At 64.6% G+C, this 23,680-nt stretch carries 15 protein-coding genes and 3 pseudogenes; 10 read left to right on the top strand and 8 right to left on the bottom strand.

The window, feature by feature from the left end; all coding sequences use genetic code 11:
- Positions 1-153: 153 nt before the first annotated feature.
- Positions 154-1,362 (top strand): MFS transporter, encoded by a 1,209-nt coding sequence (locus tag LB545_RS20440; protein ID WP_140675374.1) that lies wholly within the window; start codon positions 154-156, stop codon positions 1,360-1,362.
- A 12-nt stretch (positions 1,363-1,374) separates the two neighbouring features.
- On the opposite strand, the gene LB545_RS20435 is transcribed toward LB545_RS20440, so the two are convergent.
- Both LB545_RS20435 and LB545_RS20430 read right to left on the bottom strand, forming a co-directional pair.
- Positions 1,375-2,847: an MATE family efflux transporter gene (locus LB545_RS20435; RefSeq protein WP_224705737.1), complete on the bottom strand. Its 1,473-nt coding sequence runs from the start codon at positions 2,845-2,847 to the stop codon at positions 1,375-1,377.
- Between the two features lie 166 nt (positions 2,848-3,013).
- Positions 3,014-4,504, bottom strand: a complete 1,491-nt coding sequence (locus tag LB545_RS20430; protein WP_140495266.1) for an esterase-like activity of phytase family protein — start codon at positions 4,502-4,504, stop codon at positions 3,014-3,016.
- A gap of 312 nt (positions 4,505-4,816) precedes the next feature.
- Here LB545_RS20430 and LB545_RS20425 point away from each other — a divergent pair.
- The 3 genes and pseudogenes from LB545_RS20425 to LB545_RS20415 all read left to right on the top strand — a co-directional run.
- A pseudogene (locus tag LB545_RS20425) lies at positions 4,817-5,248 on the top strand (NAD(P)/FAD-dependent oxidoreductase); the annotation flags it as partial.
- Positions 5,248-6,240 (top strand): annotated as a pseudogene (locus tag LB545_RS20420) (trimethylamine methyltransferase family protein); the annotation flags it as partial. The pseudogenes LB545_RS20425 and LB545_RS20420, both read left to right, overlap by 1 nt.
- A 123-nt stretch (positions 6,241-6,363) precedes the next feature.
- Positions 6,364-6,678, top strand: coding sequence for a hypothetical protein (locus LB545_RS20415; protein ID WP_140567336.1), 315 nt, complete (start codon positions 6,364-6,366; stop codon positions 6,676-6,678).
- A 184-nt stretch (positions 6,679-6,862) separates the two neighbouring features.
- Here the strand turns inward: LB545_RS20415 and LB545_RS20410 are convergent, their stop codons facing one another.
- The gene (locus LB545_RS20410) at positions 6,863-9,547 is read right to left on the bottom strand and encodes an ATP-dependent helicase (RefSeq protein WP_224705735.1); all 2,685 of its coding nucleotides are present in this window, start codon (positions 9,545-9,547) and stop codon (positions 6,863-6,865) included.
- Between the two features lie 182 nt (positions 9,548-9,729).
- Here LB545_RS20410 and LB545_RS20405 point away from each other — a divergent pair, with 182 nt between their 5' ends.
- Positions 9,730-12,045: a glucose/quinate/shikimate family membrane-bound PQQ-dependent dehydrogenase gene (locus LB545_RS20405; RefSeq protein WP_224705734.1), complete on the top strand. Its 2,316-nt coding sequence runs from the start codon at positions 9,730-9,732 to the stop codon at positions 12,043-12,045.
- A 30-nt stretch (positions 12,046-12,075) separates the two neighbouring features.
- Here the strand turns inward: LB545_RS20405 and LB545_RS20400 are convergent, their stop codons facing one another.
- A complete protein-coding gene (locus LB545_RS20400; RefSeq protein WP_140495278.1) occupies positions 12,076-12,510 on the bottom strand; it encodes a hypothetical protein in 435 nt (144 codons plus the stop codon).
- Between the two features lie 403 nt (positions 12,511-12,913).
- Between LB545_RS20400 and LB545_RS20395 the strand changes: the two genes are divergently transcribed.
- Positions 12,914-13,810, top strand: coding sequence for a dienelactone hydrolase family protein (locus tag LB545_RS20395; RefSeq protein WP_224705733.1), 897 nt, complete (start codon positions 12,914-12,916; stop codon positions 13,808-13,810).
- An 8-nt stretch (positions 13,811-13,818) separates the two neighbouring features.
- On the opposite strand, the gene LB545_RS20390 is transcribed toward LB545_RS20395, so the two are convergent.
- Complete coding sequence (locus tag LB545_RS20390; RefSeq protein ID WP_224705732.1) at positions 13,819-14,718, bottom strand: EamA family transporter; 900 nt, start codon at positions 14,716-14,718, stop codon at positions 13,819-13,821.
- An 89-nt stretch (positions 14,719-14,807) separates the two neighbouring features.
- Between LB545_RS20390 and LB545_RS20385 the strand changes: the two genes are divergently transcribed.
- Positions 14,808-15,287: an Lrp/AsnC family transcriptional regulator gene (locus LB545_RS20385; RefSeq protein ID WP_140495284.1), complete on the top strand. Its 480-nt coding sequence runs from the start codon at positions 14,808-14,810 to the stop codon at positions 15,285-15,287.
- A 51-nt stretch (positions 15,288-15,338) separates the two neighbouring features.
- Here LB545_RS20385 and LB545_RS20380 read toward each other — a convergent pair whose 3' ends face one another.
- A complete protein-coding gene (locus LB545_RS20380) occupies positions 15,339-15,536 on the bottom strand; it encodes a hypothetical protein (RefSeq protein WP_140495286.1) in 198 nt (65 codons plus the stop codon).
- A gap of 147 nt (positions 15,537-15,683) precedes the next feature.
- Positions 15,684-16,169, bottom strand: coding sequence for a thioesterase family protein (locus LB545_RS20375; protein WP_140495288.1), 486 nt, complete (start codon positions 16,167-16,169; stop codon positions 15,684-15,686).
- A 215-nt stretch (positions 16,170-16,384) separates the two neighbouring features.
- Here LB545_RS20375 and LB545_RS20370 point away from each other — a divergent pair, with 215 nt between their 5' ends.
- Positions 16,385-17,800: an FAD-binding oxidoreductase gene (locus LB545_RS20370; protein WP_140521185.1), complete on the top strand. Its 1,416-nt coding sequence runs from the start codon at positions 16,385-16,387 to the stop codon at positions 17,798-17,800.
- 99 nt (positions 17,801-17,899) lie between these two features.
- Positions 17,900-18,421 carry a hypothetical protein gene (locus LB545_RS20365; RefSeq protein WP_140495292.1) on the top strand — a complete coding sequence of 174 codons (522 nt, stop codon included), beginning with the start codon at positions 17,900-17,902 and terminating at the stop codon, positions 18,419-18,421.
- 112 nt (positions 18,422-18,533) lie between these two features.
- Here LB545_RS20365 and LB545_RS20360 read toward each other — a convergent pair.
- Positions 18,534-19,516: pseudogene (locus LB545_RS20360) on the bottom strand (Dyp-type peroxidase).
- A gap of 224 nt (positions 19,517-19,740) precedes the next feature.
- Here LB545_RS20360 and LB545_RS20355 point away from each other — a divergent pair.
- Positions 19,741-23,610, top strand: a complete 3,870-nt coding sequence (locus tag LB545_RS20355; protein ID WP_224705731.1) for an AsmA family protein — start codon at positions 19,741-19,743, stop codon at positions 23,608-23,610.
- Positions 23,611-23,680: the final 70 nt, after the last annotated feature.

The raw sequence follows: 23,680 nt of genomic DNA, 5'->3' as shown, positions 1-23,680 counted from the left end.
AACCATCGGCTCCGACACGAGCCTGTTCAGCCAACGGGTTTCCCGGTCCAGACAACGTCCGTCATGCTGTCAGGAGCCCGCCGGCCGGCCGGAACGTCGGGAGTAAGGGCGCGTTAAGGTCGCGATCCCTGAAACTGATGAAGAGGTTTGGCCATGGCCATTCGTGACTTGGCGCATACGCGCAACGAAGCAGGCGGCGAGGCTCTCGCAATCCCGGTGGTCGCCACAATGATCGCCGTTCTGTTTGCCGGCAGCACGGTGCTGACGCCGCTGTACATCATCTACAAGCAGCAATTCGGCTTTTCACAGATCACGCTGACGCTGGTCTACGCGGTCTATGTCGTCGGCAATCTCGGCGCCCTGCTGATGTTGGGCGGCGCGTCGGATGTCGTTGGGCGCCGGCCTGCCGCTCTCGCGGCCATGATCGTCGCCGTCGCCAGCGCGCTTGTCTTTCTGTTCGCCAACAATGTCGTTCTGCTCGATGTGGCGCGCGTCCTGAGCGGGCTTGGCATCGGTGTCGGCGCGGGGACCGGAACGGCATGGATCGCCGAGCTTCTCCCCGGCGCTGACAAGGCGCGCGCCAGCGTCATTGCCACCAGCACCAATTTCCTGGGCCTCGGTTTCGGCGCACTCGTCTCGGGACTGTTGGCGCAGTATGAACCGTGGCCCTTGCGCCTGGTCTTCATCGTTTATCTGGCGGCGCTTGTGATCGTCTCCATCCTGGTCTGGCGTACACGCGAAACGGTGGCGGAGCCTGGCGGCCTCGGGCAGATTTCCATGCGGCCGCACTTTGCCGTGCCGGATGAAATCCGCGCGCGCTTCGTCGCGCCGGCGGTGACCGGTTTCGGCGCCATGGCGCTGGTCGGCTTCTATGCCGCGGTGGCGCCAAGCATCCTGGCGCAGCAACTGCATGAGACGAACCATGCTGTCGCCGGTGCGCTGTTCTTCGAATTGGCGATCGTCACCGCGCTCAGCATCGTAGCGCTGAAGCAAATGCGGAGCGGCAAGGCCATGCTGACCGCGCTGGCGTTGATGATTCCCAGCATCCTCATGGTGGTGGCGGCGCAGATGCTGGCGTCGATGGCGCTGATGATCGCCGCCACCGCCTGCTGCGGCGTGACGGCCGCACTCGGCTATCGTGGTAGCCTGCAGGTGGTGAACGAGATCGCACCGGAGGATCGCCGCGCCGAAGTGGTATCCAGCTTCTTCATTTGCTGCTTTATCGGCAATGCCTTGCCCGTCATCGGTATTGGCATCATCTCGACCTATGCCAGCCCCATCGCGGCCAGCCTGGCGTTCGCCGGCATGATCATCGTGTTTGCGCTGGTCGCGCTGGGCTTTGGGTTGAAAAACAGGCCTTGAGAGCGGCCAGCTTCAGCCGTTCGGCGTCTCTGGGGAAAAATGCGCGCGCTGGCGCGGCACGCCGAGCCCGGTGTCGGGCGGCTCGCCGGCGGCCGGCCGGTTCTCGATCATGTGCAGGGTGCGCCAGCCGCCGAGACGGTAGTAGGCCGCGGCCAGCAGCAGGGAGGTGATCGAGCCGGCCGGGAAACTCCACCACAGCGCTTCCTCGCCGATCACATCCCGCATGAAATAGGCAAAGCCGGTGCGCACGACCAGCACCGAGATCACCAGGATGACCAGCGGCGGCATCACGGCGCCCGTGGCGCGCACGGTGGCGAACAGCACGATGGTGACGCCGAACAGGATGAACGACCAGGACGCGACGTTGTTGATGTGAGCGGCGATGTCTATCGCCGCGCTGTCGCGGCTCAGGAACAGGCTGAGGATCGAGCGATCGAAGACCCATAGAAGTGCCACGAGAGCACCGGTCAGCACCAGGTTGAAGCCGACGCCTGACGCTGCGATGCGGCTGATGCGGTCCCAGCGGCCGGCGCCGACGTTCTGCGCCGCCATCGAGGACACGGCCGCGCCGATGGCGAGCGCGGGCATCTGGATGTAGGTCCATAACTGCGCGGCGATGCCGTAGGCGGCGGCCACCTGCGAACCGTAGGAATTGACGATGCCCATCACCGTCAGGGCCGCGGCCGAAATCACGATCATCTGCAAACCCATCGGAACGCCCTTGAAGACGACGACGCGCAGCAAGGCGGGGTCCGGCCGCAGAAGCGCCAGATTGGCGCCGGCCAGACGCAGCGGGTGCTTGCGGACATAGAGCACGATCAGGATAGCGATAACGCTCACCGTCTGGCCCACAAGCGTCGAGGTTGCCGAGCCGGCGATGCCGAGCTCGGGGAACGGCCCGATGCCGCGGATGAGCAGCGGGTTCAAGATGATGTCGAGCACGACGGCGAGCGCCATAAAAAAGAACGGCGTGCGCGAATCGCCGGCGCCGCGCAGCACCGTCATGACAAAGGACAGAAGGTTCATCATCGGCACGGCGACGAAGATGATGCGCAAATAGGAGCGCGCCAGCGGCAAGGCGTCGGGCGGTGTGCCGAGCGCGCCCAGAATGGCGTCTACCCAGATCCAGCCGCAGACGGCGAACAGCACCGAGACGAAGAAGAAGAAGGTGGCGCTGGTGCCGACGATGCGGCGCGCCTCGAGTAGGTCGCGGGCGCCGACCGATTGCGCCACCAGTATGGTGGCCGCCATGCCGATGCCGAACACCGTGCCGAGGATGAGGAACAGCACCAGATTGGCATTGGAGGTGGCGGTGAGCGCGGATTCGCCGAGGAAGCGGCCGACCCAGACGGCGTTGACCGAGCCGTTGAGCGATTGCAGCACGTTGGAGCCGAGCACCGGCAGGGCGAACAGCAGGAGCGTGCGCGGAATGGGGCCGCTGGTCAGGTCACCGGTGCGCCGGCGCGCGGGCATCTTTTCATCCATGGCGGCAATCCGGCAAAGCTGGTTCTTTTGAGTCCGGCACGCAGGATACCGCAGGCCCGACCGGGATGCACCCTGGAGAAAGGAGCGATGGCGGGTAAGGCACGCCGTCGTGCATCCGATCATGCTTGTCGGGCCGGAGGCCCGCCTGGCGCCTCCGGCAAGATGCTTACTTCCTGGCGAGGCCGGGAAGCGTGACCTGAAAGACAAGGAACATGGTGTCGACATCGGCGCCGTCCTCGGCCTTGTAGGGCGCGCCGACCTGGAAACCGTCCTGGGCGAGGAAATCGTTGTCGTTGGCGACGAACAGGAAATAGTCGTCGGGCAGCTTCGGATCGAGCACGCTCGCCAGCGACATCGCTTCCCACTTTTCCGAGAGGTTGTCCTTGTCATTGGGCGCGCCATTGTGCAGGCCGAAGCGGGCAAGCTCGGCCTTGTCGTTGATGTCGATGAACGGCGTCAGCCTTGCCGGCGTCCCCGACGGATCGAGCACGCCCTTGGGCGCCACCGGCTTGTCGGCGGCATCGAAGGGACCGCCGGCGATGTCGGTCGCGCCGGAAAGGTCGACAATGTCGATCTTGCGATACAGCGACTCTTCGCCCTTCAGGCCCTGGCCATTGCCGCTGTCGCGCGCCAGCATCAGGAAAGCCGTGTCCGACAGCGCCACGATCTCGCTTTGCGCAGCCACCTTGGTCTTGCCCTTGGCGTCCTTGAACACCGGCAGCGGCACGACATATTCATGTGCCAGCTTGAGATGGGCAAGATCGGAGGCGTCATAGACCAGCGCCCTGGTGTTCTGGCGCGTCGAGGCCGAATCGCCGCCGTCCTGCCGGGTCGCCGACTGCAAAACCGCGATCACGAACTTGCCGTCCGGCGTCATTGCCATGCCTTCGAGGCCCTGATTGTTCTGGCGGCCGGTTTCGGGATCCTTTGGGTCGGGTTCGGCAGCACCTGGGCCCGGATTGTCGGAAGCAAAGTTGGCCGTGCCGTGGCGCATCGGCACGAGCGCGGCCGGAGGCTGGGTCGCCGACATCAGACGGCCGTCGGCGGAGAAGCGGTAGATGTCGGGACCGTATTCGTCGGAGACGAGCATGGTGCCGTCGGGCAGCCGCACGATCGCCTCGTTGTCGAGCGCGAGCTTGCCATTGTCGGCCTGCGGCAGGACAGGCATGTCGCCGGCGGCGGGACGCACGCCGTTCAGCGGGTCGAGACCGCTGGCGTCGGCGCCCTTGTCGTCGGTCAGGAGCATGGTGTCGGCGAGCGTCGCCTTGACGCCGGTCTGCTCCTGGCCGGCCGCGGGCGCGGCACCTGGCGCCACCGGGGCGAACTCGATGTTGATCGTGTTGAGGCGCGGCCGGTAGTCGGTGGTACCGACGACGTTATAACCGCGGTCGGGCAGCAGCCACAGCGAGCCTCTGTAGGTGCCGGCATCATGCGTCCAGCCCGCGGTGTCGATCGACATGCCGGAGCCGGAGCCGAAGGTCTCGCCGAACCTGTCGCGCTGGCCGGCCGGGATGCGGCCAACCCCCACCAGCCCCTTGTTGACGAAACTGGCGCCGCCGACGCTGGCCGAGCTGTCGGCGAAGGCGGGCAGCGAAACGGCCGAGGCCGCCAGCGCGGCGACCAGCAGCCGCAACGAGAATGAGCGTAGATGCGTCATGGATATCCCCTTGATAACAAAGCGCCGGGACGGCGGAATTCTGAGGTTGCCTGGCGGCGGCGAGGCTGCCGCCCTGGAGGGCCGCTTGTGCCCTCGGCAAGCGGTCTAAGGCGCGAACATGATGCTTGCATGACAGTTGGTGACGCATTCGCGTCGGCCCGCCGCGACGCTGCTGGGGAAGTGCGGCCGCGCCAAAAAATCGATCGTTCCGACACAGGTTCGACAGCGTCCAGGAGCTGTTCGTAGTACTAGACACTCATGTACAGTACGTATATGGTTCCGGTTTCGAACAGTCCGTGGAGGAGGGAAGCCTTGAAGTCTCACTACCGCGCAGTCGTCATCGGGGGAGGAGTGGTGGGCGCTTCGGTGCTCTATCACCTGGCGCGGTTCGGCTGGTCGGATGTGGCGCTGATCGAGCGCGCCGAACTGACGGCGGGGTCGACTTGGCATGCGGCGGCGGGGTTCCACGCGCTCAATGCCGACCCCAATGTCGCCGCGCTGCAGGATTACACCATCAACCTTTACCGCGAGATCGAGGCCGAATCCGGCCAGGACGTCGGGCTGCACATGACTGGCGGCGTCAACATAGCCAGCGATCCGGCGCGCTGGGAGTGGCTGAAATCGGCCTGGGCGGTATTCCAGTCGGTCGACATCGAGACCGCCCGGCTGGTGACGCCTGACGAGATCAAGGCAATCTGCCCGATCGTCGACGTCACCGGCGTGCTTGGCGGCCTCTACGATTCCGGGCGCAACTGACCCTGTCGGACAAGCTTCCCTTCATCTTCGCGCGCGGCACCCCGCAGGTCGACGATAGTTTCGACATGATCAGGTTGGCGCGCGGGCTGTCCGAGGACGAGTTCCGCTCGGGCGCCCATTGCTACACCGTCATCAACACCAATTCGCCGCGCCAGCTCGACATCCCGATGGCGCAAGGCATCATCGACTTCGCCAGGGCGGGCCAGGTCCTGATCATCACGCCCTTCTGCCTGGCGGGTGCGATGGCCCCGATCACGGTGGCCGGCGCGCTGACGCTGCAGCATGCCGAGGCGCTGGCCGGGTTGACGCTGGCGCAGATCGTGCGGCCGGGCGCTCCTGTCGTCTACGGCTCCTTCTCCTCCAATGTCGACATGAAATCGGGCGCGCCGGCCTTCGGCACGCCGGAGCATATCAAGGCGACGCTCGGAGCCGGCCAACTGGCGCGCTTCACCGGCCTGCCGTGGCGTTCGGGCGGCGGCAGCGCGGCCAACATCTCCGATGCGCAGGCGGCGCATGAGACGCAGTTTGCGCTGTGGGGCTCGGTACTGGCAGGCGCCACCGTGTGCATCCATGCCGCCGGCTGGCTGGAGGGGGGGCTGAGCGTTTCCTTCGAAAAGCTGGTCACCGACATCGAGGCGTTGCAGACGGTGGCTGAACTGTGCGCCGCCACGCCCGGCGACGACGATGCCATCGGCTTCGAGGCGATCGCCGAAGTGCAGCCCGGCGGCCATTTCTTCTCGGCAGGTCACACCATGGCGCGCTACCGCACCGCTTTCTACGAGCCGCTGGTGGCCGACTGGTCGAATTTCGGCAACTGGACGCAGGCCGGTTCCAAGACCGCAACCGAACGCGCCACCGGTATCTGGAAGCGCATCCTCGCCGATTTCGAGCCGCCGGCGACGGCCATTGCCACGTCGGCTGTGCTCGATGATTTCATCGCGCGTCGCACCGAACAGGGCGGGGCGGCGCCGGTGTCGTGAGATAGCCTGTTCCTCTCATCGTCCTGAATTGTGGGTGCGATCCGGAACCTGCTGCACCTCTCATGCATTCATGGCACGGCCGGTGCCTGCTCGCATTGCGAGCCATTGAGGGAGGACGACCACATGGGTTTCGACCAGTACCACGAACCGCCCGAAGAATTGTCGCAGGAGGTGCGAACCTTCGCCCGCATGATCACCTCGCTGATCGAGGAAGCGGAAGCGATCTCCTGGTATGAACAGCGCATGTCGGTGGAGAAGGACCCGCAGGCCCGCGCCATCATGAAGAACGCGCAAGGCGAGGAGTTCAAGCATTTCGGCATGGACCTCGAATTCCTGCTGCGTCGGAAGCAGGACTGGCGCGCGGAACTGAAGGAAATCCTGTTTACGACGGGAGATATCGTCAAGGCCGGCGAGGCGGGCGAGAAGAAGGTGGATTGAGCGGTCCGGCCCGGGTGACTACCGAAAGTTCCGTTCACTTCGGACGTCCACGCTATTGGAATTCATTCCAATCAATTTTGGCTGTGAAATCGCAAATATAATAGGGTCAAAATCTACTTCGATTTTCACAAGAAAACCTCAGGATTTTGACCAGCTCCTTACCCGAGCCAGTGTCCATTTTTTCTCACACAGCCGCGACAAACCCATCCAGCACGCGTTTCTGGCCGGCCTTGTCGAAGTCGATGGTCAGCTTGTTGCCCTCGATGGCCGCGATGTTGCCGTTGCCGAATTTCTGATGGAAGACGCGGTCGCCGACGTTGAAGGGGGACGGCGTGTCGGCGACGGATTTGGCGACCAGTTCGCCGTCGATGGTGCGGCCCTTGATGCTCGTGCGGCCGGCGCCGTAGCCGCTGTCGGTCTCGCCATAGCCGATGCGCTCGATCTGGTGGCCGGAGCGCGAGCCCCAGTTGCGATCGGTCGCTTCGGTGCGGTTCTGCTGCGCCCGCTGCCAGCCCGGCGTGGCGTAGCTGTTGGAGAAGGCGCCGGATTTTTCGGCGCCGACATTGTCGAAGCGCGAGGCGCCATAGGGGTTCTGGCGGCCGCCCCGGCCGGAAGCGAACGAGCCGCCGCCATAGGAATTGCCGTAGCCGCCATAGGAGTTGCCGCTTTCGGCGACTTCGACATGGGTTTCAGGCAGTTCATCGAGGAAGCGGGAGGGAATCGTCGATTGCCACAGGCCGTGGATGCGGCGGTTGGAGACGAACCAGATGTGCAGGTTCTTCTTGGCACGGGTCACGCCGACATAGGCCAGCCGGCGCTCCTCCTCCAGGCCGGAACGGCCGCCTTCGTCCAGCGCGCGCTGGTGCGGGAACAGGCCTTCCTCCCAGCCCGGGAGAAAAACGGTCTCGAATTCGAGGCCTTTGGCCGAATGCAGCGTCATGATGTTGACGGCGTCGAGTTCGGCGTTCTGCTCGGCGTCCATGACCAGAGCGACATGTTCGAGGAAGGAGCGCAGCGATTCATACTCCTCCATGGAGCGGATCAGCTCCTTGAGGTTCTCCAGCCGGCCGGGCGCTTCGACCGAACGGTCGTTCTTCCACATGTCGGTGTAGCCGCTCTCTTCCAGGATGGTCTCGGCCAGTTCGGTGTGCGGCGTGGTTTCCAGCGCCTTCTGCCAGCGTTCGAAATTGGCCGCGACCTCGCGCAATGCGGCGCGCGGTTTGGGCTTCAATTCATCGCTCTCGGCGAGCTTGGCGGCGGCTTCCAGCATCGGTACGCGCAGCGCGCGGGCCGTGTCGTGGATCTGGCGGATGGTGGTTTCGCCGAGGCCGCGCTTGGGCACATTGACGATGCGCTCGAAGGCGAGATCGTCGGCGCCTTGCGCGACGACGCGGAAGAAGGCAAGCGCGTCGCGGATCTCCATGCGCTCATAGAAGCGCGGGCCGCCAATGACGCGGTAGTTGAGACCGAGCGTGACGAAGCGGTCCTCGAACTCGCGCATCTGGAAGGACGCCCGCACCAGGATCGCCATGTCGTTGAGATTGTGCTTCTGGCGCTGATAAGCCTCGATGGTCTCGCCGACAGCGCGTGCTTCCTCCTCGGAATCCCAGGCGGCGTGGACGTTGACCTTGCCGTCCTCGGGATCGTCGCGATCGGTGAACAGCGTCTTGCCGAAGCGGCCTTCATTGTGGGCGATGAGGTGCGAAGCGGCGCCGAGGATATGCGCGGTGGAACGATAATTGCGCTCCAGCCGGATGATGGTGGCGCCGGGAAAATCCTTGTCGAAGCGCAGGATGTTGTCGACCTCCGCGCCGCGCCAGCCATAGATCGACTGGTCGTCGTCGCCGACGCAGCAGATGTTTACTTTGTTTTCGCTCACGGGCTGTTCCGCGCCTGCCGGCGCGGGCCCGCCCCCTCTTTTCTGCGCGCCTTCGGCGTCGCGGGAGGGGCCTCGCAAAGGCTCGGACGCCCGGTCGGGCTTGCGGCCTTCGGCCGAATGCAAATCCGTAGACGTCGCGCTACGCCCGCTATTTGGCCGCTGCGCCAGGAGCCGCAGCCACATGTATTGCGCGGTGTTGGTGTCCTGGTACTCGTCGACCAGGATGTATCTGAACCGCTTGTGATACTCCTTCAGCACGTCCGGATTGGCGCGGAAGATGCGGATCGGGTGGCAGAGCAGATCGCCGAAATCGCAGGCGTTCAGCGTCTGCAGGCGCTCCTGATAGGCCTTGTAGAGCTCGCGGCCCTTGCCGTTGGCGAAACTGCGCGCATCGCCCTCGGCGATATCGGCCGGGCCTTGCCCCTTGTTCTTCCAGCCGTCGATCATCTGCGCGAACTGCTTGGCCGGCCAGCGCTTGTCGTCAAGGCCCTCGGCCTGGATCAATTGCTTGATCAGCCGCACGACGTCGTCGGTGTCGAGGATGGTGAAGTCGGATTTCAGCCCGGCAAGCTCGGCGTGCCTGCGCAAGAGCTTGACGCCGATCGAGTGGAAGGTGCCGAGCCAGGGCATGCCCTCGACATTGCCTTCGCCGATCAGGATGCCTATGCGCTGCTTCATCTCGCGCGCGGCCTTGTTGGTGAAGGTCACGGCCAGGATCTGCGAGGGAAAGGCTTTTCCGGTCGCCAGGATGTGGGCGATGCGGGTGGTCAAGACGCGCGTCTTGCCGGTGCCGGCGCCGGCCAGCACCAGAACGGGACCTTCGGTGGTTTCCACCGCCAGCCGCTGCTCGGGGTTCAACCCCTTGAGATAGTCGGGCGCGTTGTTGTGGCCGCTGCGGGCAGCCATGGCGCGCGCGGCGATGCCCGACGGGGCGGTGGGCCGCGCATCGGGTTCATCGAAAAAGGGCATGTCTTCGGAAAAGCCGGACATCGCCCCCGAATGTAGTGATTCGGTGGAGAAAGACCAGAACTGTCTACGTTTTGTTCCACTCCTGATTGTTTCCGGCCTGCTTGACAGGCAGGGCGGGTGAGGGAAAGCTGCGCAAAGGGCAGGGAGGGGATCCTGTTGCCCACGGCCGCCTCGAGGCGCGCAACAGTCGAAGGAGTATCATCTTGGCTGTCACCATCACCTCCCTCATCCTCTTCCTCATCGGCCTCGCGCTTGGCGCCGGCGGCATCTGGTTGGCTTCACTGGGAGGCAGCTGGTACTACATCATATCAGGCATCGCCTTCCTCATCGCAGCATGGCTGCTCTACCGGCGCAGATCCACCGCGCTCTGGCTCTACGCCGCGATCGTGCTGGGCACGCTTGCCTGGGCGGTCTGGGAAATCGGCTTCGACTGGTGGGAACTCGGGCCGCGCGGCGGCATCATCGTGCTCGGCGCGTTGTGGCTGCTGACGCCGTGGGCGAGGCGGGGCCTTGTTGGTCCCGATGGCCGCGCGCCGCTCATTCTCGCCGTTTTGGCGTCGCTGGCGGTCGCCGGCTATTCAATGACGACCGATCCCAAGGATATTGCCGGCAATCTCGACACCGACAAGGTGACCCCGGCGGCCGATCTCGGCGGCGACATACCTGCCGGCGAATGGCACTTCTACGGCCGTACGCCCTATGGCCAGCGCTATTCGCCGCTCGACCAGATCACGCCGGAGAACGTCGCCAACCTGCAGCCGGCCTGGACTTATCGCACCGGCGACGTGAAAGGTCCCGACGATGTCGGCGAGACCACCTATCAGGTGACGCCGCTGAAGATCGCCGATACGCTCTACATCTGCACGCCGCACAATTTCGCCATCGCCATCGACGCCGCCACGGGCAAGGAGAAGTGGCGCTACGATCCCCAGGTCAAGCTCGACAAGGACCGCCAGCACCAGACCTGCCGCGGCGTCTCCTACTACGCCGACGCCAAGATCGGTGCCGGGCAGCCTTGCGCCGCGCGTGTCTACCTGCCGACTTCGGACGCGCGGCTGATCGCGCTCGACGCCGCCAACGGTCAGGTCTGTCCGTCCTTTGCCGAAGGCGGCACGCTGAACCTTCTGACCGGCATGCCTTATCCCAAGTCCGGCTATTACTATTCGACCTCGGCGCCGCTGATATCGGGCGGCAAGATCATCGTCGGCGGCGCGGTCAACGACAATTATTCCACGCAGGAGCCGTCCGGCGTCATCCGCGCCTTCGATGCCTCCACGGGCGCGCTGATCTGGAACTGGGATTCCGGCAATCCCGACCAGACCACGCCGCTGGCGGCAGGCCAGACCTACACCGCCAATTCGCCCAACATGTGGTCGACGCCGAGTGCCGACGAAAAGCTCGGCCTGCTCTACATACCGCTCGGCAACCAGACGCCGGACCAGCTCGGCGCCGGCCGCAGCGCCAACGTCGAGAAATTCTCCTCCTCGATCACCGCGCTCGACCTCAATACGGGGCAATTGAAATGGGTGCGCCAGACCGTGCACCATGACCTGTGGGACATGGACGTGCCGGCGCAGCCGAGCCTTGTCGACATCACCAAGGCCGACGGCACGGTCGTGCCGGCGCTGGTGGGGCCGACCAAGCAGGGCTACCTCTACGTGCTCGACCGGCGCACCGGCGAGCCGGTCATCCCGGTCAAGGAAGTGCCGGCGCCCGGCGGCGCCATCGAAGGCGACCACACATCGCCCACGCAGCCGGTGTCGGACCTTTCCTTCAATCCGCCGCCGCTGACCGATGCCGACATGTGGGGCATCACCATGTTCGACCAGCTGGCGTGCCGGATTGCGTTGCACAGGCTGCGCTACGAGGGCCGCTACACGCCGCCATCGCTGCAGGGCACGCTGGTCTATCCCGGCAATTTCGGCGTCTTCAACTGGGGCGGCGTGGCGGTCGATCCGGTCCGGCAGGTGCTGTTCGGCATGCCGACCTATCTCGCCTTCACCTCCAGGCTTGTGCCCCGCGCGGACGTGCCGCCACCAGGCGACGCCAAGGGCAGCGAGCAGGGGCTGAACCGAAATGACGGCGCTCCTTATGCGGTGGTGATGGGACCGTTCCTGTCGCCGCTCGGCATTCCGTGCCAGGCGCCGCCATGGGGCTATGTCGCCGGAGCCGACCTCAGGACCGGACAGATCGTTTACAAGCACAGGAACGGCACGGTCTACGACATGACGCCGCTGCCTTTGCCGCTGAAGGTCGGCGTGCCCGGCATTGGCGGGCCGATGATCACCGCCGGCGGGGTGGCTTTCCTCGGCGCCGCGGTCGACGACTACCTGCGCGCCTACGACCTGACCTCAGGCAGGCAGCTCTGGCAGGCGCGCCTGCCAGCCGGCGGGCAATCGACGCCGATGACCTATACGGTGGCTGACGGGCGCCAGTTCGTGGTCATCGTCGCCGGCGGCCATGGCTCGGTCGGCACCAAGCCCGGCGATTATGTAATGGCATACGCACTGCCGAAGTAAGGAACGGGTTCGGTCCCGCAGGATCGCGCCCTAGCTGATTCCGAGATGGCTCTTCAGGCTTGGCACCGAGCCGAGCACTTCATTGGTGAGGTCCGGCCCGGCGGCGGCTTCGGCCTGTTGGATCAGCGTGGCGCCAGCCTGCCTGATCTGCGCCATGTCGAGGCCGGAGGCCTTGAGCGCGGCGACGCCGTTGATCAGTGCGCCGGCCTTTTCGCCGAGAACACCGCCCAGCGCGCCTTGCAACGAGGACAGCAGGCCGCCACCGCCGGCCGCGCCGGCGGCCATGACGTCGTATTGGCGGGCGAGATCGTCGGCGCCGGGAATCTTGGCGAAGAAACCCGAGACGTTGGTGCCTTCCGCCTCGTGCTCCAGCACCGAGAAGATGGTGCCGACGACTTTCTCGGTCGTTGCCTGGTCGAGGCCCGCCTTTTGCGAGACGGTGTTGACAATATCCTGGACGTTCATGGTCTCACCTCAAATTTGGGAATTTCGGGTCCGTGCAGTGGTCCCGGCCGATGCGAAGCTCGATCATCGACCGCCTGCCTGCGTCCACAAGCCGGAAGCGTAATGCCTGAGCGGCAGCCAGGGCAAGGACGAACGCGCTAGTGAGGATAGGCATGATCATCGGCGGGTGTCCTTCTGGTCGGGACGGGATGGGACGGGCATCGGTAGCACGCAGCTTCCCTTACCATTGTGGCAGTGCCGGCAGGATTTATCGGCGATGACCAAAAAGTGATGGAGCGGGCGCCGGCGTTGCCGGCTTCACTGGCTGCGGCCGATGCTTGCCGCTGCGCTCATCCAGGCTGGACCGGGCCAGCCGCGTCCCTATCTAGCTCCGGTGTTGAAGCCTGAAGCCGAGGAATGCGCCATGACCAAAGCAGCCGCCAGACCAGCAAAGCTTGGGATCACCCAGGCGATGATCGACGCCTATGACGAATACACGCATCTGACACTCGATCGCCGCCGCTTCATGGAGCAACTGACCCGGCTTGCGGGATCCGGGGCGGCGGCCGCGGCGATCGCGCCGATGCTGGCTGCCAACTCCGCCCAGGCGGCCATCGTCGCCGAGAACGATCCCCGCGTGAAAGGCCAGGACATCGCCTATCCCGGCGCCGGCGGCGAGATGAAGGGCTATCTTGTCAAGCCGGCGGACCAGGCGGGCAAGCTCGGCACCGTCATCGTCATCCACGAAAACAGGGGGCTCAACCCGCATATACGCGACGTCGCCCGGCGCGTGGCGCTGGAGGGCTTCGTGGCGCTCGCTCCGGATTTCCTGTCGCCGCTCGGCGGCACGCCCGCCGACGAGGACAAGGCGCGCGACATGTTCACCAAGCTGGATCCGGCGCAGACCGTCGCGAATGGCGTCGCGACGGTGGCTTTCCTCAAAGCCGACAAGGACGGCAACGGCAAGGTCGGTGTCGTCGGTTTCTGCTGGGGCGGCGGCACGGCCAACATGCTCGCCGTGAGCGCGCCTGATCTGGCGGCAAGTGTCGCCTATTACGGCATGCAGCCGAAGGCCGCGAACGTTTCCAAGATAAAGGCGGCGCTGCTGCTGCACTATGCCGGATTGGACGAACGGACCAATGCCGGCATCGACGCCTTCAAGAAGGAACTCGATGCCGCGCATGTCGAATACACGGTCTATGTCTATGAAGGCGCCAATCACGCCTTCAACAATGACACTTCGGCAGCGCGCTATGACAAGAAGGCGGCTGATCTCGCCTGGGGCCGGACCGTCGCCTTCCTGAAGGAGAAACTGGCTTAGCGCAGGATCTACTGCCTGCTCGCAGGCCTATGCAAGGCGACCCCGGCCACCACCAGCGCAATACCGATGCAGTCGCTGATGCCGGGGATCTGGCGCAGCACGAGAATGCCGATCAGCGTCGCGGTGACTGGCAGCAGCGACAGCATCAGCGCGAAGCTCGACCGCGGCAGCCGCGTCATGGCGAGCTGGTCGCAGATATAGGGGATGACCGAGGAGCAGATGCCGACGCCGATGGCCGCCAGCAGCAGCGGCGCGGAGAAAAAGGCGGGCAACGCGTCGGTGAGGCCGATCGGCAGCACGACCAGGAAGGCCACGGCCATCGCGGCGCCGAGCCCGGCAATGCCGCCGCCGGCGCCTGAAGCGGCGACGCGGTGGCCAAGCACGATATAGCCCACAAACAGCGCGCCGTTGAGGAAGGCCCAGAACAGGCCGATAGGATCGCTGGACCATTTGACGTCGATCAGCAGCAAGGTGCCGGCCACGGCGACGGCAAGGGCAGCGAGATTGCGCGCGCTTCGGAGACCGACCAGCGCGACGCCGATGGTGCCGACGAATTCGATCGCGGCCACCAGCGAAATCGGCAGGCGGTCGAGCGCCAGATAGAAGGAGCAGTTCATCACTGCCAGACAGACGCCGAAGGCGAGCAGCAGCAGCCGTGTCGACCGATCGGCCTGGGCGAAGGTTCGCCACGGACGCGTCAGCGGCGCGAAGATCAACGCGGCGGTGGCGATGCGCAGCCAGGCCATGCCAAGCACGCTGATCTGCGCAAACAAAAGCACGGCGAAGGCAGGGCCGAGATAGTGGAACACGGCGCTGACGCAGAACCAGACATGCGGCGGCAGCGATGTCGGCAGGCTGGTAAAGGCCGCACCTGTGGGCGAGGTTTGGACTTGCGTCCGATCGTTCATCGGATCAGTATCGCAGGTATTTTTTCCGTCTGATATGGGCAGTGGTCGTTCAGGGACCTCGGTCGCTTTCCGGATGCAAGGAGTTTTTGATGAAGCGCCTTCGAAACGAAAATCTCGACCTCGACGCGGTCGATCTGAAGATACTGCGCCTGCTGGAAAAAGATGCGCGCGCCAGCACGGCCGAGCTGGCGCGCGCCGTCGGCCTGTCGGCGCCGAGCGTGTCCGAGCGCATCAAGCAGCTTCAGGAGAGCGGCGTCATCGAAGCCTATTGCGTGCGGATCAATCCGGCGGCGCTTGGCCTGAACCTGTCGGCATGGCTGCGCATCCGGCCGGTGCCGGGGCAGCTCGCCGTCGTGGCCGAGATCATCCGCGACCTGCCCGAGATCGCGCAATGCGACCGGGTAACCGGCGAGGACTGTTTCATCGCGCTGGCGCATGTCGGCTCAATGGCCGAACTCGAACGGGTGATCGACCGCATCATTCCCTACGCGATGACCAACACGGCCATCATCCAGTCATCGCCGGTGGTGGCGCGCTCGCCGCTGGCGGCGATCAGGCGACAGGGTTGAGGTCAAACCCCTGGAATGTCGTCAACGGAAGTGGCCGCTCTACCCGCAGCGTCAGGCGTGGCCGCGCTTCATGCGGGCCTGCTTAAGGATGACGCGCCAGCGGATCATGTCGAAGGGGATCGGCTCATTGTTGTTGGCGATGTGGAAGATCTCGTTGTTGACGTTCTTCAGCGAGCGCCAGAAATCATAGTCGGTAATGCGCGGATCGGCGGCGAGCCTGTCCACCTCGACTTTGATATCGGTTTTCATGCACGTCCCCCGAATCGGCTATGCCCCGCCGCCCGTGTCGCTACTTCGATGCGGATCGTTTTCGAACGGCCCGCTGAGTCGCGCAACGGTCCAATCGGCTTGTTCCCGTTAAAACCTCGGTAAGGTTAACGCGGGCCCCGGGCGGGTTCAAGCCGTCTTGCGTTTGATGCCGATCGAGCGGCCTGCGCGTTCGGGCATCGGCAAGGCTGCGTGAGCGGCGCGCATCGCTTCGATCTTGGCCAGCACGTCGGCGGGAAAGGGGGCTACCTTGGGCCCGGACATGTCGACATGCAGTGCAAGCTGCTCGGACGTCGCGGCGAGCCAGCCGTCGGCATGGCGGATTTCCTGGTAGAACCGCAGCCGCTTCTCGTCATGGTCGATGAGCTGGAAGGAGACCGTGACCTTGTGGTCGAGATGCAGTTCCTGCACGTAGCAGACATGGACTTCGGCGGTGTAGATGGTGAGGCGACGGTTCTTGACATAGTCCAGCCCCATGCCCATCGCCTCGAAGGCTTCATCCGAACAGCGGTCGAACAGGACGTTGTAGTAGGCCATGTTGAGATGGCCGTTATAATCGATCCAGTCCTTCTCGATAGCCATTGGCTGAGAAACAAAAGGGGCGGGGATCGGCATGGCAACTTCCTTGTTCTGGTGCTGGACAGAGCGTGGTTGTAAGAGCGGTTCATCGTTCCACGGAAACGTCGGACCGCCTCTTTGATACAATTCCCCAGGGAAAGCGCTAGGCGCTTTTCCCGGGAAAACCGCTTCACACTTTTCCTGGAATTGCGTTAGGCATCATCCATAAATGCATGACAAGCATGGACACTGGTCCATTCGCGGAGGAATTCATGGCCCTGAGCGACCTCAATCCGGTCGAGCGCAACGAAGAAGGCATCGCCGCCGTGCTCGGCATCCTCAAGCAGCGGTTTGGCGAGCGCTTTCAGACCGGCCAGGCGGTTCGCTCCCAGCATGCGCATACGACAACCTACATCCCGACGCAGGCACCGGACGGCGTCGTCTTCCCGGAAACGACCGCCGAGGTACAGGAGATCGTGCGCGCCTGCGCCGCGCACCGCGTGCCGGTGATCGCCTTCGGCGTCGGCTCGTCGCTCGAAGGCCACACCAACGCGCCGGGCGGCGGCATCTCGGTCGACACTTCGCGGATGAACCGGATCCTATCGGTCAATCCGCAGGATCTCGACTGCACGGTCGAGCCCGGGGTGACTCGCGAGGATCTCAACCGGCATCTGCGCGACACCGGCCTGTTTTTTCCAATCGATCCCGGCGCCAATGCCTCGCTGGGCGGCATGGCTGCGACACGGGCCTCAGGCACCAACGCGGTGCGCTACGGCACGATGCGCGAGAACGTGCTGTCGCTGACGGCCGTCATGGCCGATGGCGAGGCGGTGACCACTGGCAAGCGGGCAAAAAAAAGCTCGGCCGGCTACGACCTGACACGGCTGCTGGTCGGCTCGGAAGGCACGCTCGGCATCATCACCTCGCTGACCTTGAGGCTGCAAGGGATTCCGCAGGCGATTTCCGGTGGTGTCTGCCCGTTTCCGAGCGTCGAAGCGGCTTGCAACGCCGTCATCGCGACGATCCAGATGGGCATTCCGGTGGCGCGCATCGAACTGGTCAACGCGCTGCAGATGCGGGCGATGAAGACATATTCCAAGCTCGACTATCCCGAAAGCCCGTGCCTGTTCGTCGAATTCCATGGCAGTGATGCCGGCGTTGCCGAGCAGGCCGAGACCTTCGGCATGATCGCCGAGGAGAATGGCGGCGGACCGTTCCTGTGGACCAGTGTCGCCGAGGAGCGCACCAAACTTTGGAAGGCCAGACATGACGCCTATTGGTCGTCGCTGACGCTGCGGCCAGGCGCCAAGGGCCTGTCGACCGACGTCTGCGTTCCGATCTCGCGTTTTGCCGAATGCGTCACCGAAACCGAGGCCGATATCGCCGAAATGGGGCTTGTCGCGCCGATCGTCGGCCATGCCGGCGACGGCAATTTCCACGTCCTGGTGCTGATGGACGTGAACGACCCGAAGGAAATCGCGCTGTCGGAAAAGTTCGTGGCGCGGCTCAACATGCGGGCCATCGCCATGGAGGGCACCTGCACCGGCGAGCACGGCATCGGCCAAGGCAAGATTGGCTTCCTGCGCCATGAGCTCGGCCACGGCGTCGACATCATGCGCACGATCAAGCAGGCGCTCGATCCGCTCGATATCATGAACCCGGGCAAGATCCTGCCGGCTGCCGAGTAGACGCCGTCATCGGCTCGTCTTGACCCCACCTCCAATCGGGCCGAGACTCCGTGTGCTGAAGGCCCAGAAGACGGGCAACCCAAGCGGAGGAGTGGTGTCATGGCGATTTCACGCAAGGAAGAAGCGCGCGCGCTGAGTGCCGACGAACACGAGCTGGTGGAAAAATCGCACCATCCGGCGGTCCAGGACCTTTCTGACGCCGATCTGTCCGGCCTCGTCAAACGCCTTCGGGAGCGGCGCGACAAGGCGCAGACCGAGGCGCATCGACGCCGGCGCGAAATCCGGGGCAAGGGCACACCGAAAGGGGCTGTCGCTTCAAAGGCCGATGGCGGCTCTCAGTTGAAGCTTGCGATGCTGGCGACGGCCATGCGGCGGTTGAATGGCGAGGCCGAACGGCGCCGCCAGTTGACGGCGCGCGTCTCATTGGTCGACAGCGCGCGCAAGGCGCTGGCCCTGAAGCAGAAAGCGCCGACGGATGGTCCAGCGTTCAACGCGCGCACTGCGCACAAGGGCATGCGAGCGGTGGCAAACCAGAGGACGCCGAATCTGGTTCGGCCGGCTGAGCTCGGCCGACAACGCAAAGCGGCCAAGGTGGCGCAGGCAAAGCGCGACGCGCGTTGAATTCGCACTGATGACGCCGATGATCGCGTGCTGATCTCCGCAGCACGCCGAAGCACGACAAACGCTTCTCCGCCGGCACGTGGTCGGTAGGCCGCTTTGCTGTGTGCGTCGTTTACCGAGTGGCCAACTTCTCTGGCGCTGCCTCGGCAAGCACCTGCAGCATCGGCCGTGTCGGTGCGAAGAATGTCGTGCCGGTGTGAGGGGTGGAGAAATCAAGCAGCCGGTCGTAGGCGCCGGGCGGGTCGCCGACATACATGCGCTGCAGCATCTTCTCGATCACCCAGAGATATCTCGAATAGCCGATGAAGTAGGTGCCGAATTCCCGTTGCCCCGGCCGGCCGAACGGCATGTTGTCGCGCAATATGTCATGTTCGGTGCCGTCGGCATCCTCGATGGTGGCGAGCGACTTGTGCGATTTGCGCGGCGCTTCGTCATCATCGATTTCGATGTTGTCGATCTTGGTTCGGCCGATGATCGCCTCCTGCACGGGCGTGGGGATTCGCGCCCACGCTTGGAGATCGTGCAGGTATTTTTGAACGACGACATAGCTGCCGCCGGCAAAATCGGGATCTTCGTCGCCAACGAGCGCCGAGGCGGGCAGATCGAGGCCGGTGGGGTTGGCTGTGCCGTCGACGAAACCGAGCAGGTCGCGGGCATCGAAATAACGAAACCCCGAGACTTCGTCGACGACGGTCACGCCGGCACCAAGCCTGTCCAGCAGGATACGCTCGAACTCGAAGCACATGTCTGGCCGCTCGGAGCGGATATGGAAGAGAGGTCGCCCGGCGTCGTGGGCGCGGCGTGAACCGCACCCTTGATCGGCGTGAACCGCTTCAACTCCGCCGGCCGCCGGCCGGGGTTGAGCCGGTTCCATAGATCGTGGCCGATGCCGGCGATGCAGGACAGGCGGCCGCCGAGGTCGCGGAACCCGACAGTCTTGACCAGGTCGTCAAGGTCGCCGAGTACGGAACAAACCTTTCCGAGAACCGCCTGTTCATCGGCTATGGTGACGACAAGGAAAATCGCTGATTGCGAAAGCGGCGCGTCGACGCTCTGCGCATCGATCGGCACACGGTCCCAGTTCTTCCCCGACATCCCCAATTCTCCGCTTTTCCAGGATTGTTTCAGACGATCCCGGATCGGAAAACGCCGCGACCGGAACAGGGCGAGGACGCCCAAAGCAAGGTATCGCGATCAAGAGCGACCGCGCAACATCGAACGCCGTCCATGGTTGTCGCCGACGACGATCGAATTGCCTCTTTATCGACACGCGGATGCAGGTAGAGTGCGGCTGATTTCAACCAAACCGTTCGGAACTGATGCTCGCACGCCTGTTCGTGATCTTTGGTGGCCTGTTCGTGCTGGTGCTGTGCGCGGCGCTGGTGGGGCCGTATTTTGTCGACTGGTCCGGCTATCGGGCGCAGTTCGAGCGCGAAGCGAGCGCCATTCTCGGCCGCAAGGTGACCGTGCAGGGCGACGCCACGGCGCGCTTGTTGCCGTTTCCGTCGGTAACCTTCTCCAATGTCGCCGTTGCCGGCGGCCCCGCCGGCCAGCCGGCGATGACCGTCGAGACGTTTTCGATGGATGCGGAACTGGCGCCGTTCCTGCGTGGCGAGGTGCTGATTTTCGACATGCGGCTGGTGCGGCCGAAAGCGACGATCGACATCGCCGCCAATGGCACCGTCGACTGGGCGATGCGGCCGTCCTCGCCCTTCAACCTCAACCAGATCTCGATCGAGAAGCTGACGGTGACGGAAGGGCAGATCGAGCTGCGTCATGCCGCCGGCGGACGCAGCCACACCATGTCCGAGATCAATTCGACCATTTCGGCCAAATCGCTGGCGGGCCCGTGGCGCATGGATGGCACGTTGAGGTTCGACGGCCTGCGCACGACGGTTGCCGCCACTACCGGCAAGGCCGAAGCCAACGGCCAGATGCGGTTTCGGCTCAAGGCCGATCCCGACGCGTATCCGCTGGTCATCGAAACCGACGGCAATGCCGGCATCGTCAACGGCGCCGCCATCTACTCCGGACAGTTCAAGATTTCCGGCGCCGATAAGAACTCAGCCCAGTTGCGGGGCACCGATGGCGAGACGGTGAAGGTCGGCACCGGCAAGTCCAATCCCGGCTTTCGGGTTAACGGCAAGTTCGCGCTCGATCACCAGAAGCTCGGCATCGATGAATTCCGCTTCGAGACCGGACCCCTCGACAATCCCTATACCGCCGACGGCAAGGCCTCGATCGATCTCGGCCAGAAGCCGAGCTTCGCCATCGAGGCCAATGGCGCGCAGGTGCAGTTCGACGAGGCCGTGGGTGCGGCAGGCGCCGGCCTGACACTGGATCAGCGCATTGCCGGACTGGAACAGGCTTTGCTCGACCTGCCCAAGCCGACCATTCCCGGAACGGTCGAGGTCAGGTTGCCGGCCGTGGTGGCCGGTGACACCACGGTTCGCGACGTTCATCTTTCCGCCGAGCCGGTCGATGGCGGCTGGTCGGTGAAATCGCTCGCCGCGACACTGCCCGGCCGCGCCACGCTGGAGGCCGACGGCCTGCTCAGCGTCGAGAACCATTTCGGCTTCACCGGTTCGCTGCTGCTGGCGGTGGCGCAGCCTTCCGGCTTCGCTGCCTGGTTGTCCAAGGACGTCGACGAGGCGATCCGGCGTCTGCCCGCCGCCGGCTTCCGGGCTAAAGTCGATCTCTCCGAAAAGCGCCAGGCCTTCAGCGATCTCGAACTGGTCCTGGGCAAAGCGATGTTTTCCGGCCGCATCGATTCCAGCCAGCCCGACGACGCCAGGCCCTCGGTGCTGATGCGGCTGGAAGGCGGCGATCTCGATGTCGACGGGCTAGCGGCCTTCGCTTCGATCTTCATCAGTGACAAGGGCGCCAACCGATTTGCCGACCGCGACCTCGATTTCCAGATCAAGGCGGGACCGGTCAGTGCCGGAGGCTTGACCGCCGACACGGTCGACACCGCGCTCAGGCTGCGCGACGGGCTGCTTGAGATCGACCGGCTGTCGGTGGGCGGGCTGGCTGGCGCGTCGATCAGCGCCACAGGCCGGATCAAGGATTTCCCAGCGAGCCCGACCGGCAAGCTTGACGCCTCCGTGGTCGCCGTCGACCTGAAGCCGCTGATAGACGTGGCGGCGCAGCACTATGCCGACAATGCCGTGCTCAAGGGACTGGCAAGCCGCGCCGCTGCTTATCCCGACCTGTTCCAGGACTCGCGCGTCGATCTTGTGGTGAGTGCTGCCGACAATGGCGACGGCACAACAGGGCTTGCTGTGAGCGGGCAAGGCAAGGCCGGCGGATCGTCCTTTTCCGCCTCGCTGTCGGGGAAGGGAGCGGTCGACAAGCTTCTTGAAGCGCCTGTGGCGCTGACCTTCAATGCCAGGAACCCCGACGCCACAGCGCTGCTGGCACTTTACGGCTTGCCGGCACTGCCGCTCGGCATGCTCGGCGAGGCAAGCACCGACATCCAGGCCAAGGGCACGCTGGGCGGCGGCCTGGCGACGAGCTTCAGCCTTGCCGGCAACGACTTCAACGCCGGTTTCGACGGCACCGTAGCCGACACGCCGCAAGGTCCGGTCGCGAAGGGCAAGGTCAGCCTCGATACGGCCGACATCGAGCCCTGGCTGATGACATCGGGCATAGGCCTGCCGGGCATGGGGACAGGCACGTCGACGTCGCTCACCGCGCAGGCCGATTACGGCAACGGCCTACTGGTGCTCTCCGGCCTCAACGCCGCCATCAACGAATCTGCGGTGTCGGGTGACGTGAACATCGACGTCAAGGAGGGGATTGACGGCAAAGATGGCGTGCCGCATCTGGCCGGCTCGCTGGCGCTCGACGAACTTGATCTCGACCCGATGGCGGTGGCGCTGTTCGGCGATTCCGCGTTCACGGACAAGAGCGGAGACAACAACGGCGGTGTGTGGCCGTCGGCCCCGTTCAGCCAGAAATCCAGCCTTCCATTCACGGCCGATCTCGACTTGACCACGGCTTCCCTTGCCGCAGGGCCATTCGCGACCGCCTATGACGCGGCCTTGTCGCTGAAGCTCGACCAGGAAGGCATCCGCGTGTCCGATCTCAAGGCGAAATTCCTTGGCGGTGCGCTGACCGGCCTGTTCGAATTGAAAAACAATGACGGCACTGGGCTTTTCACCGGCCAGATGAAGCTCGCGGACGCCGATCTGCCAGCCTTGCTGCCGGATGCCGGCATCGGCGGCAAGGGGGATGTCTCCGCGGCGTTTTCGACAAGTGGCAAATCGGTCGACGCGATGGTTGCCGCTCTGTCGGGTTCGGGCACGGCGGCGCTGAAGGGCGTCACGGTCGCCGGCGTCAATCCCAATGCGTTCAGCACCTTCCTCGCCAAGGCGGACGCGATCGGCCGCGATATCGATGCAGCCAAGACCGCCGGCTTCGCGCCCGCTATCGCGGCAGATGGCAGTTTCGCGGCAAAGGATACCGACATCGCCTTCACCATTGCAGGTGGCACGCTGCGAGCGCCGCCGATCAGCCTCGAAAATCCTTCGGCGACCTTGTCCGCCGACATCACGGCGGACCTCAATGCCGATACGGTCTCCGCCAAGGGCGCGGTCACCTACCGGCCCGGCGACGAAGCGCTCGTCGGTTCCGAACCGGCGATGAATTTCAGCGTCGAGGGGCCGTTCGGCGCCGTCAAACGGCAGTTCGACAGCGAACCGCTGGCGCAGTTCCTGACCCAGCGCGCGCTCGAGAAGGAGCAGCAGCGGGTCGAGGCGATGCAGGCCGCGTTGCTGGAGAAGCAGCGGCTGCGGCGCGAAGTGCGTTACTACGCTGCGTTGCAGGACCAGCGCGACAAGGCGGCCGAGGAGCAGCGACAGCGGGAGGAGGCGGCGCGGCTGAAGGCCGAGGCCGACGCCAAGGCGAAAGCCGAGGCGGAAGCTCAGGCGCAGGCCGAAGCAGAGGCCAGGGCCAAGGCGGATGCCGAGGCAAAAGTCAAAGCCGAGGCGGATGCCAAGGCAAAGGCCGAGGAGGCGATGCGGACCTCCTCGCAGGAGAAGGCAAGGCTGGAAGCAGAGCGCAAGGGCGCCGAGCAGACGCCGAACCCGGAACCGGCGGCACCGCCGGTGGCCAATGACAATCCGCCTCCGGCCAAACCGCAGTTCAATCCGTCTACGATCGACAATTTGCTGAAGTCTTTGCAGTAGGGCAGTAGGGCAGTAGGGCAGTAGGGCAGTAGGGCAGTAGGGCAGTAGGGCAGTAGGGCAGTAGGCAGGG

The organism is Mesorhizobium sp. BR1-1-6, from assembly GCF_020165355.1.
Taxonomy (GTDB): domain Bacteria; phylum Pseudomonadota; class Alphaproteobacteria; order Rhizobiales; family Rhizobiaceae; genus Mesorhizobium.
The sequence above is the reverse complement of the archived record's forward strand: the minus strand, read 5'-3'. Positions and strand labels throughout refer to the sequence as shown.

Excerpts from the sequence above, each read along its gene's own strand:
- LB545_RS20435 (WP_224705737.1), bottom strand. The coding sequence starts at position 2,847 with ATGGATGAAAAGATGCCCGCGCGCCGGCGCACCGGTGACCTGACCAGC.
- LB545_RS20415 (WP_140567336.1), top strand. The coding sequence starts at position 6,364 with ATGGGTTTCGACCAGTACCACGAACCGCCCGAAGAATTGTCGCAGGAG.
- LB545_RS20365 (WP_140495292.1), top strand. The coding sequence starts at position 17,900 with ATGGCGATTTCACGCAAGGAAGAAGCGCGCGCGCTGAGTGCCGACGAA.
- LB545_RS20410 (WP_224705735.1), bottom strand. The coding sequence starts at position 9,547 with ATGTCCGGCTTTTCCGAAGACATGCCCTTTTTCGATGAACCCGATGCG.
- LB545_RS20385 (WP_140495284.1), top strand. The coding sequence starts at position 14,808 with ATGAAGCGCCTTCGAAACGAAAATCTCGACCTCGACGCGGTCGATCTG.
- LB545_RS20390 (WP_224705732.1), bottom strand. The coding sequence starts at position 14,718 with ATGAACGATCGGACGCAAGTCCAAACCTCGCCCACAGGTGCGGCCTTT.
- LB545_RS20355 (WP_224705731.1), top strand. The coding sequence starts at position 19,741 with ATGCTCGCACGCCTGTTCGTGATCTTTGGTGGCCTGTTCGTGCTGGTG.
- LB545_RS20400 (WP_140495278.1), bottom strand. The coding sequence starts at position 12,510 with ATGAACGTCCAGGATATTGTCAACACCGTCTCGCAAAAGGCGGGCCTC.
- LB545_RS20395 (WP_224705733.1), top strand. The coding sequence starts at position 12,914 with ATGACCAAAGCAGCCGCCAGACCAGCAAAGCTTGGGATCACCCAGGCG.
- LB545_RS20430 (WP_140495266.1), bottom strand. The coding sequence starts at position 4,504 with ATGACGCATCTACGCTCATTCTCGTTGCGGCTGCTGGTCGCCGCGCTG.
- LB545_RS20375 (WP_140495288.1), bottom strand. The coding sequence starts at position 16,169 with ATGCCGATCCCCGCCCCTTTTGTTTCTCAGCCAATGGCTATCGAGAAG.
- LB545_RS20440 (WP_140675374.1), top strand. The coding sequence starts at position 154 with ATGGCCATTCGTGACTTGGCGCATACGCGCAACGAAGCAGGCGGCGAG.
- LB545_RS20380 (WP_140495286.1), bottom strand. The coding sequence starts at position 15,536 with ATGAAAACCGATATCAAAGTCGAGGTGGACAGGCTCGCCGCCGATCCG.
- LB545_RS20370 (WP_140521185.1), top strand. The coding sequence starts at position 16,385 with ATGGCCCTGAGCGACCTCAATCCGGTCGAGCGCAACGAAGAAGGCATC.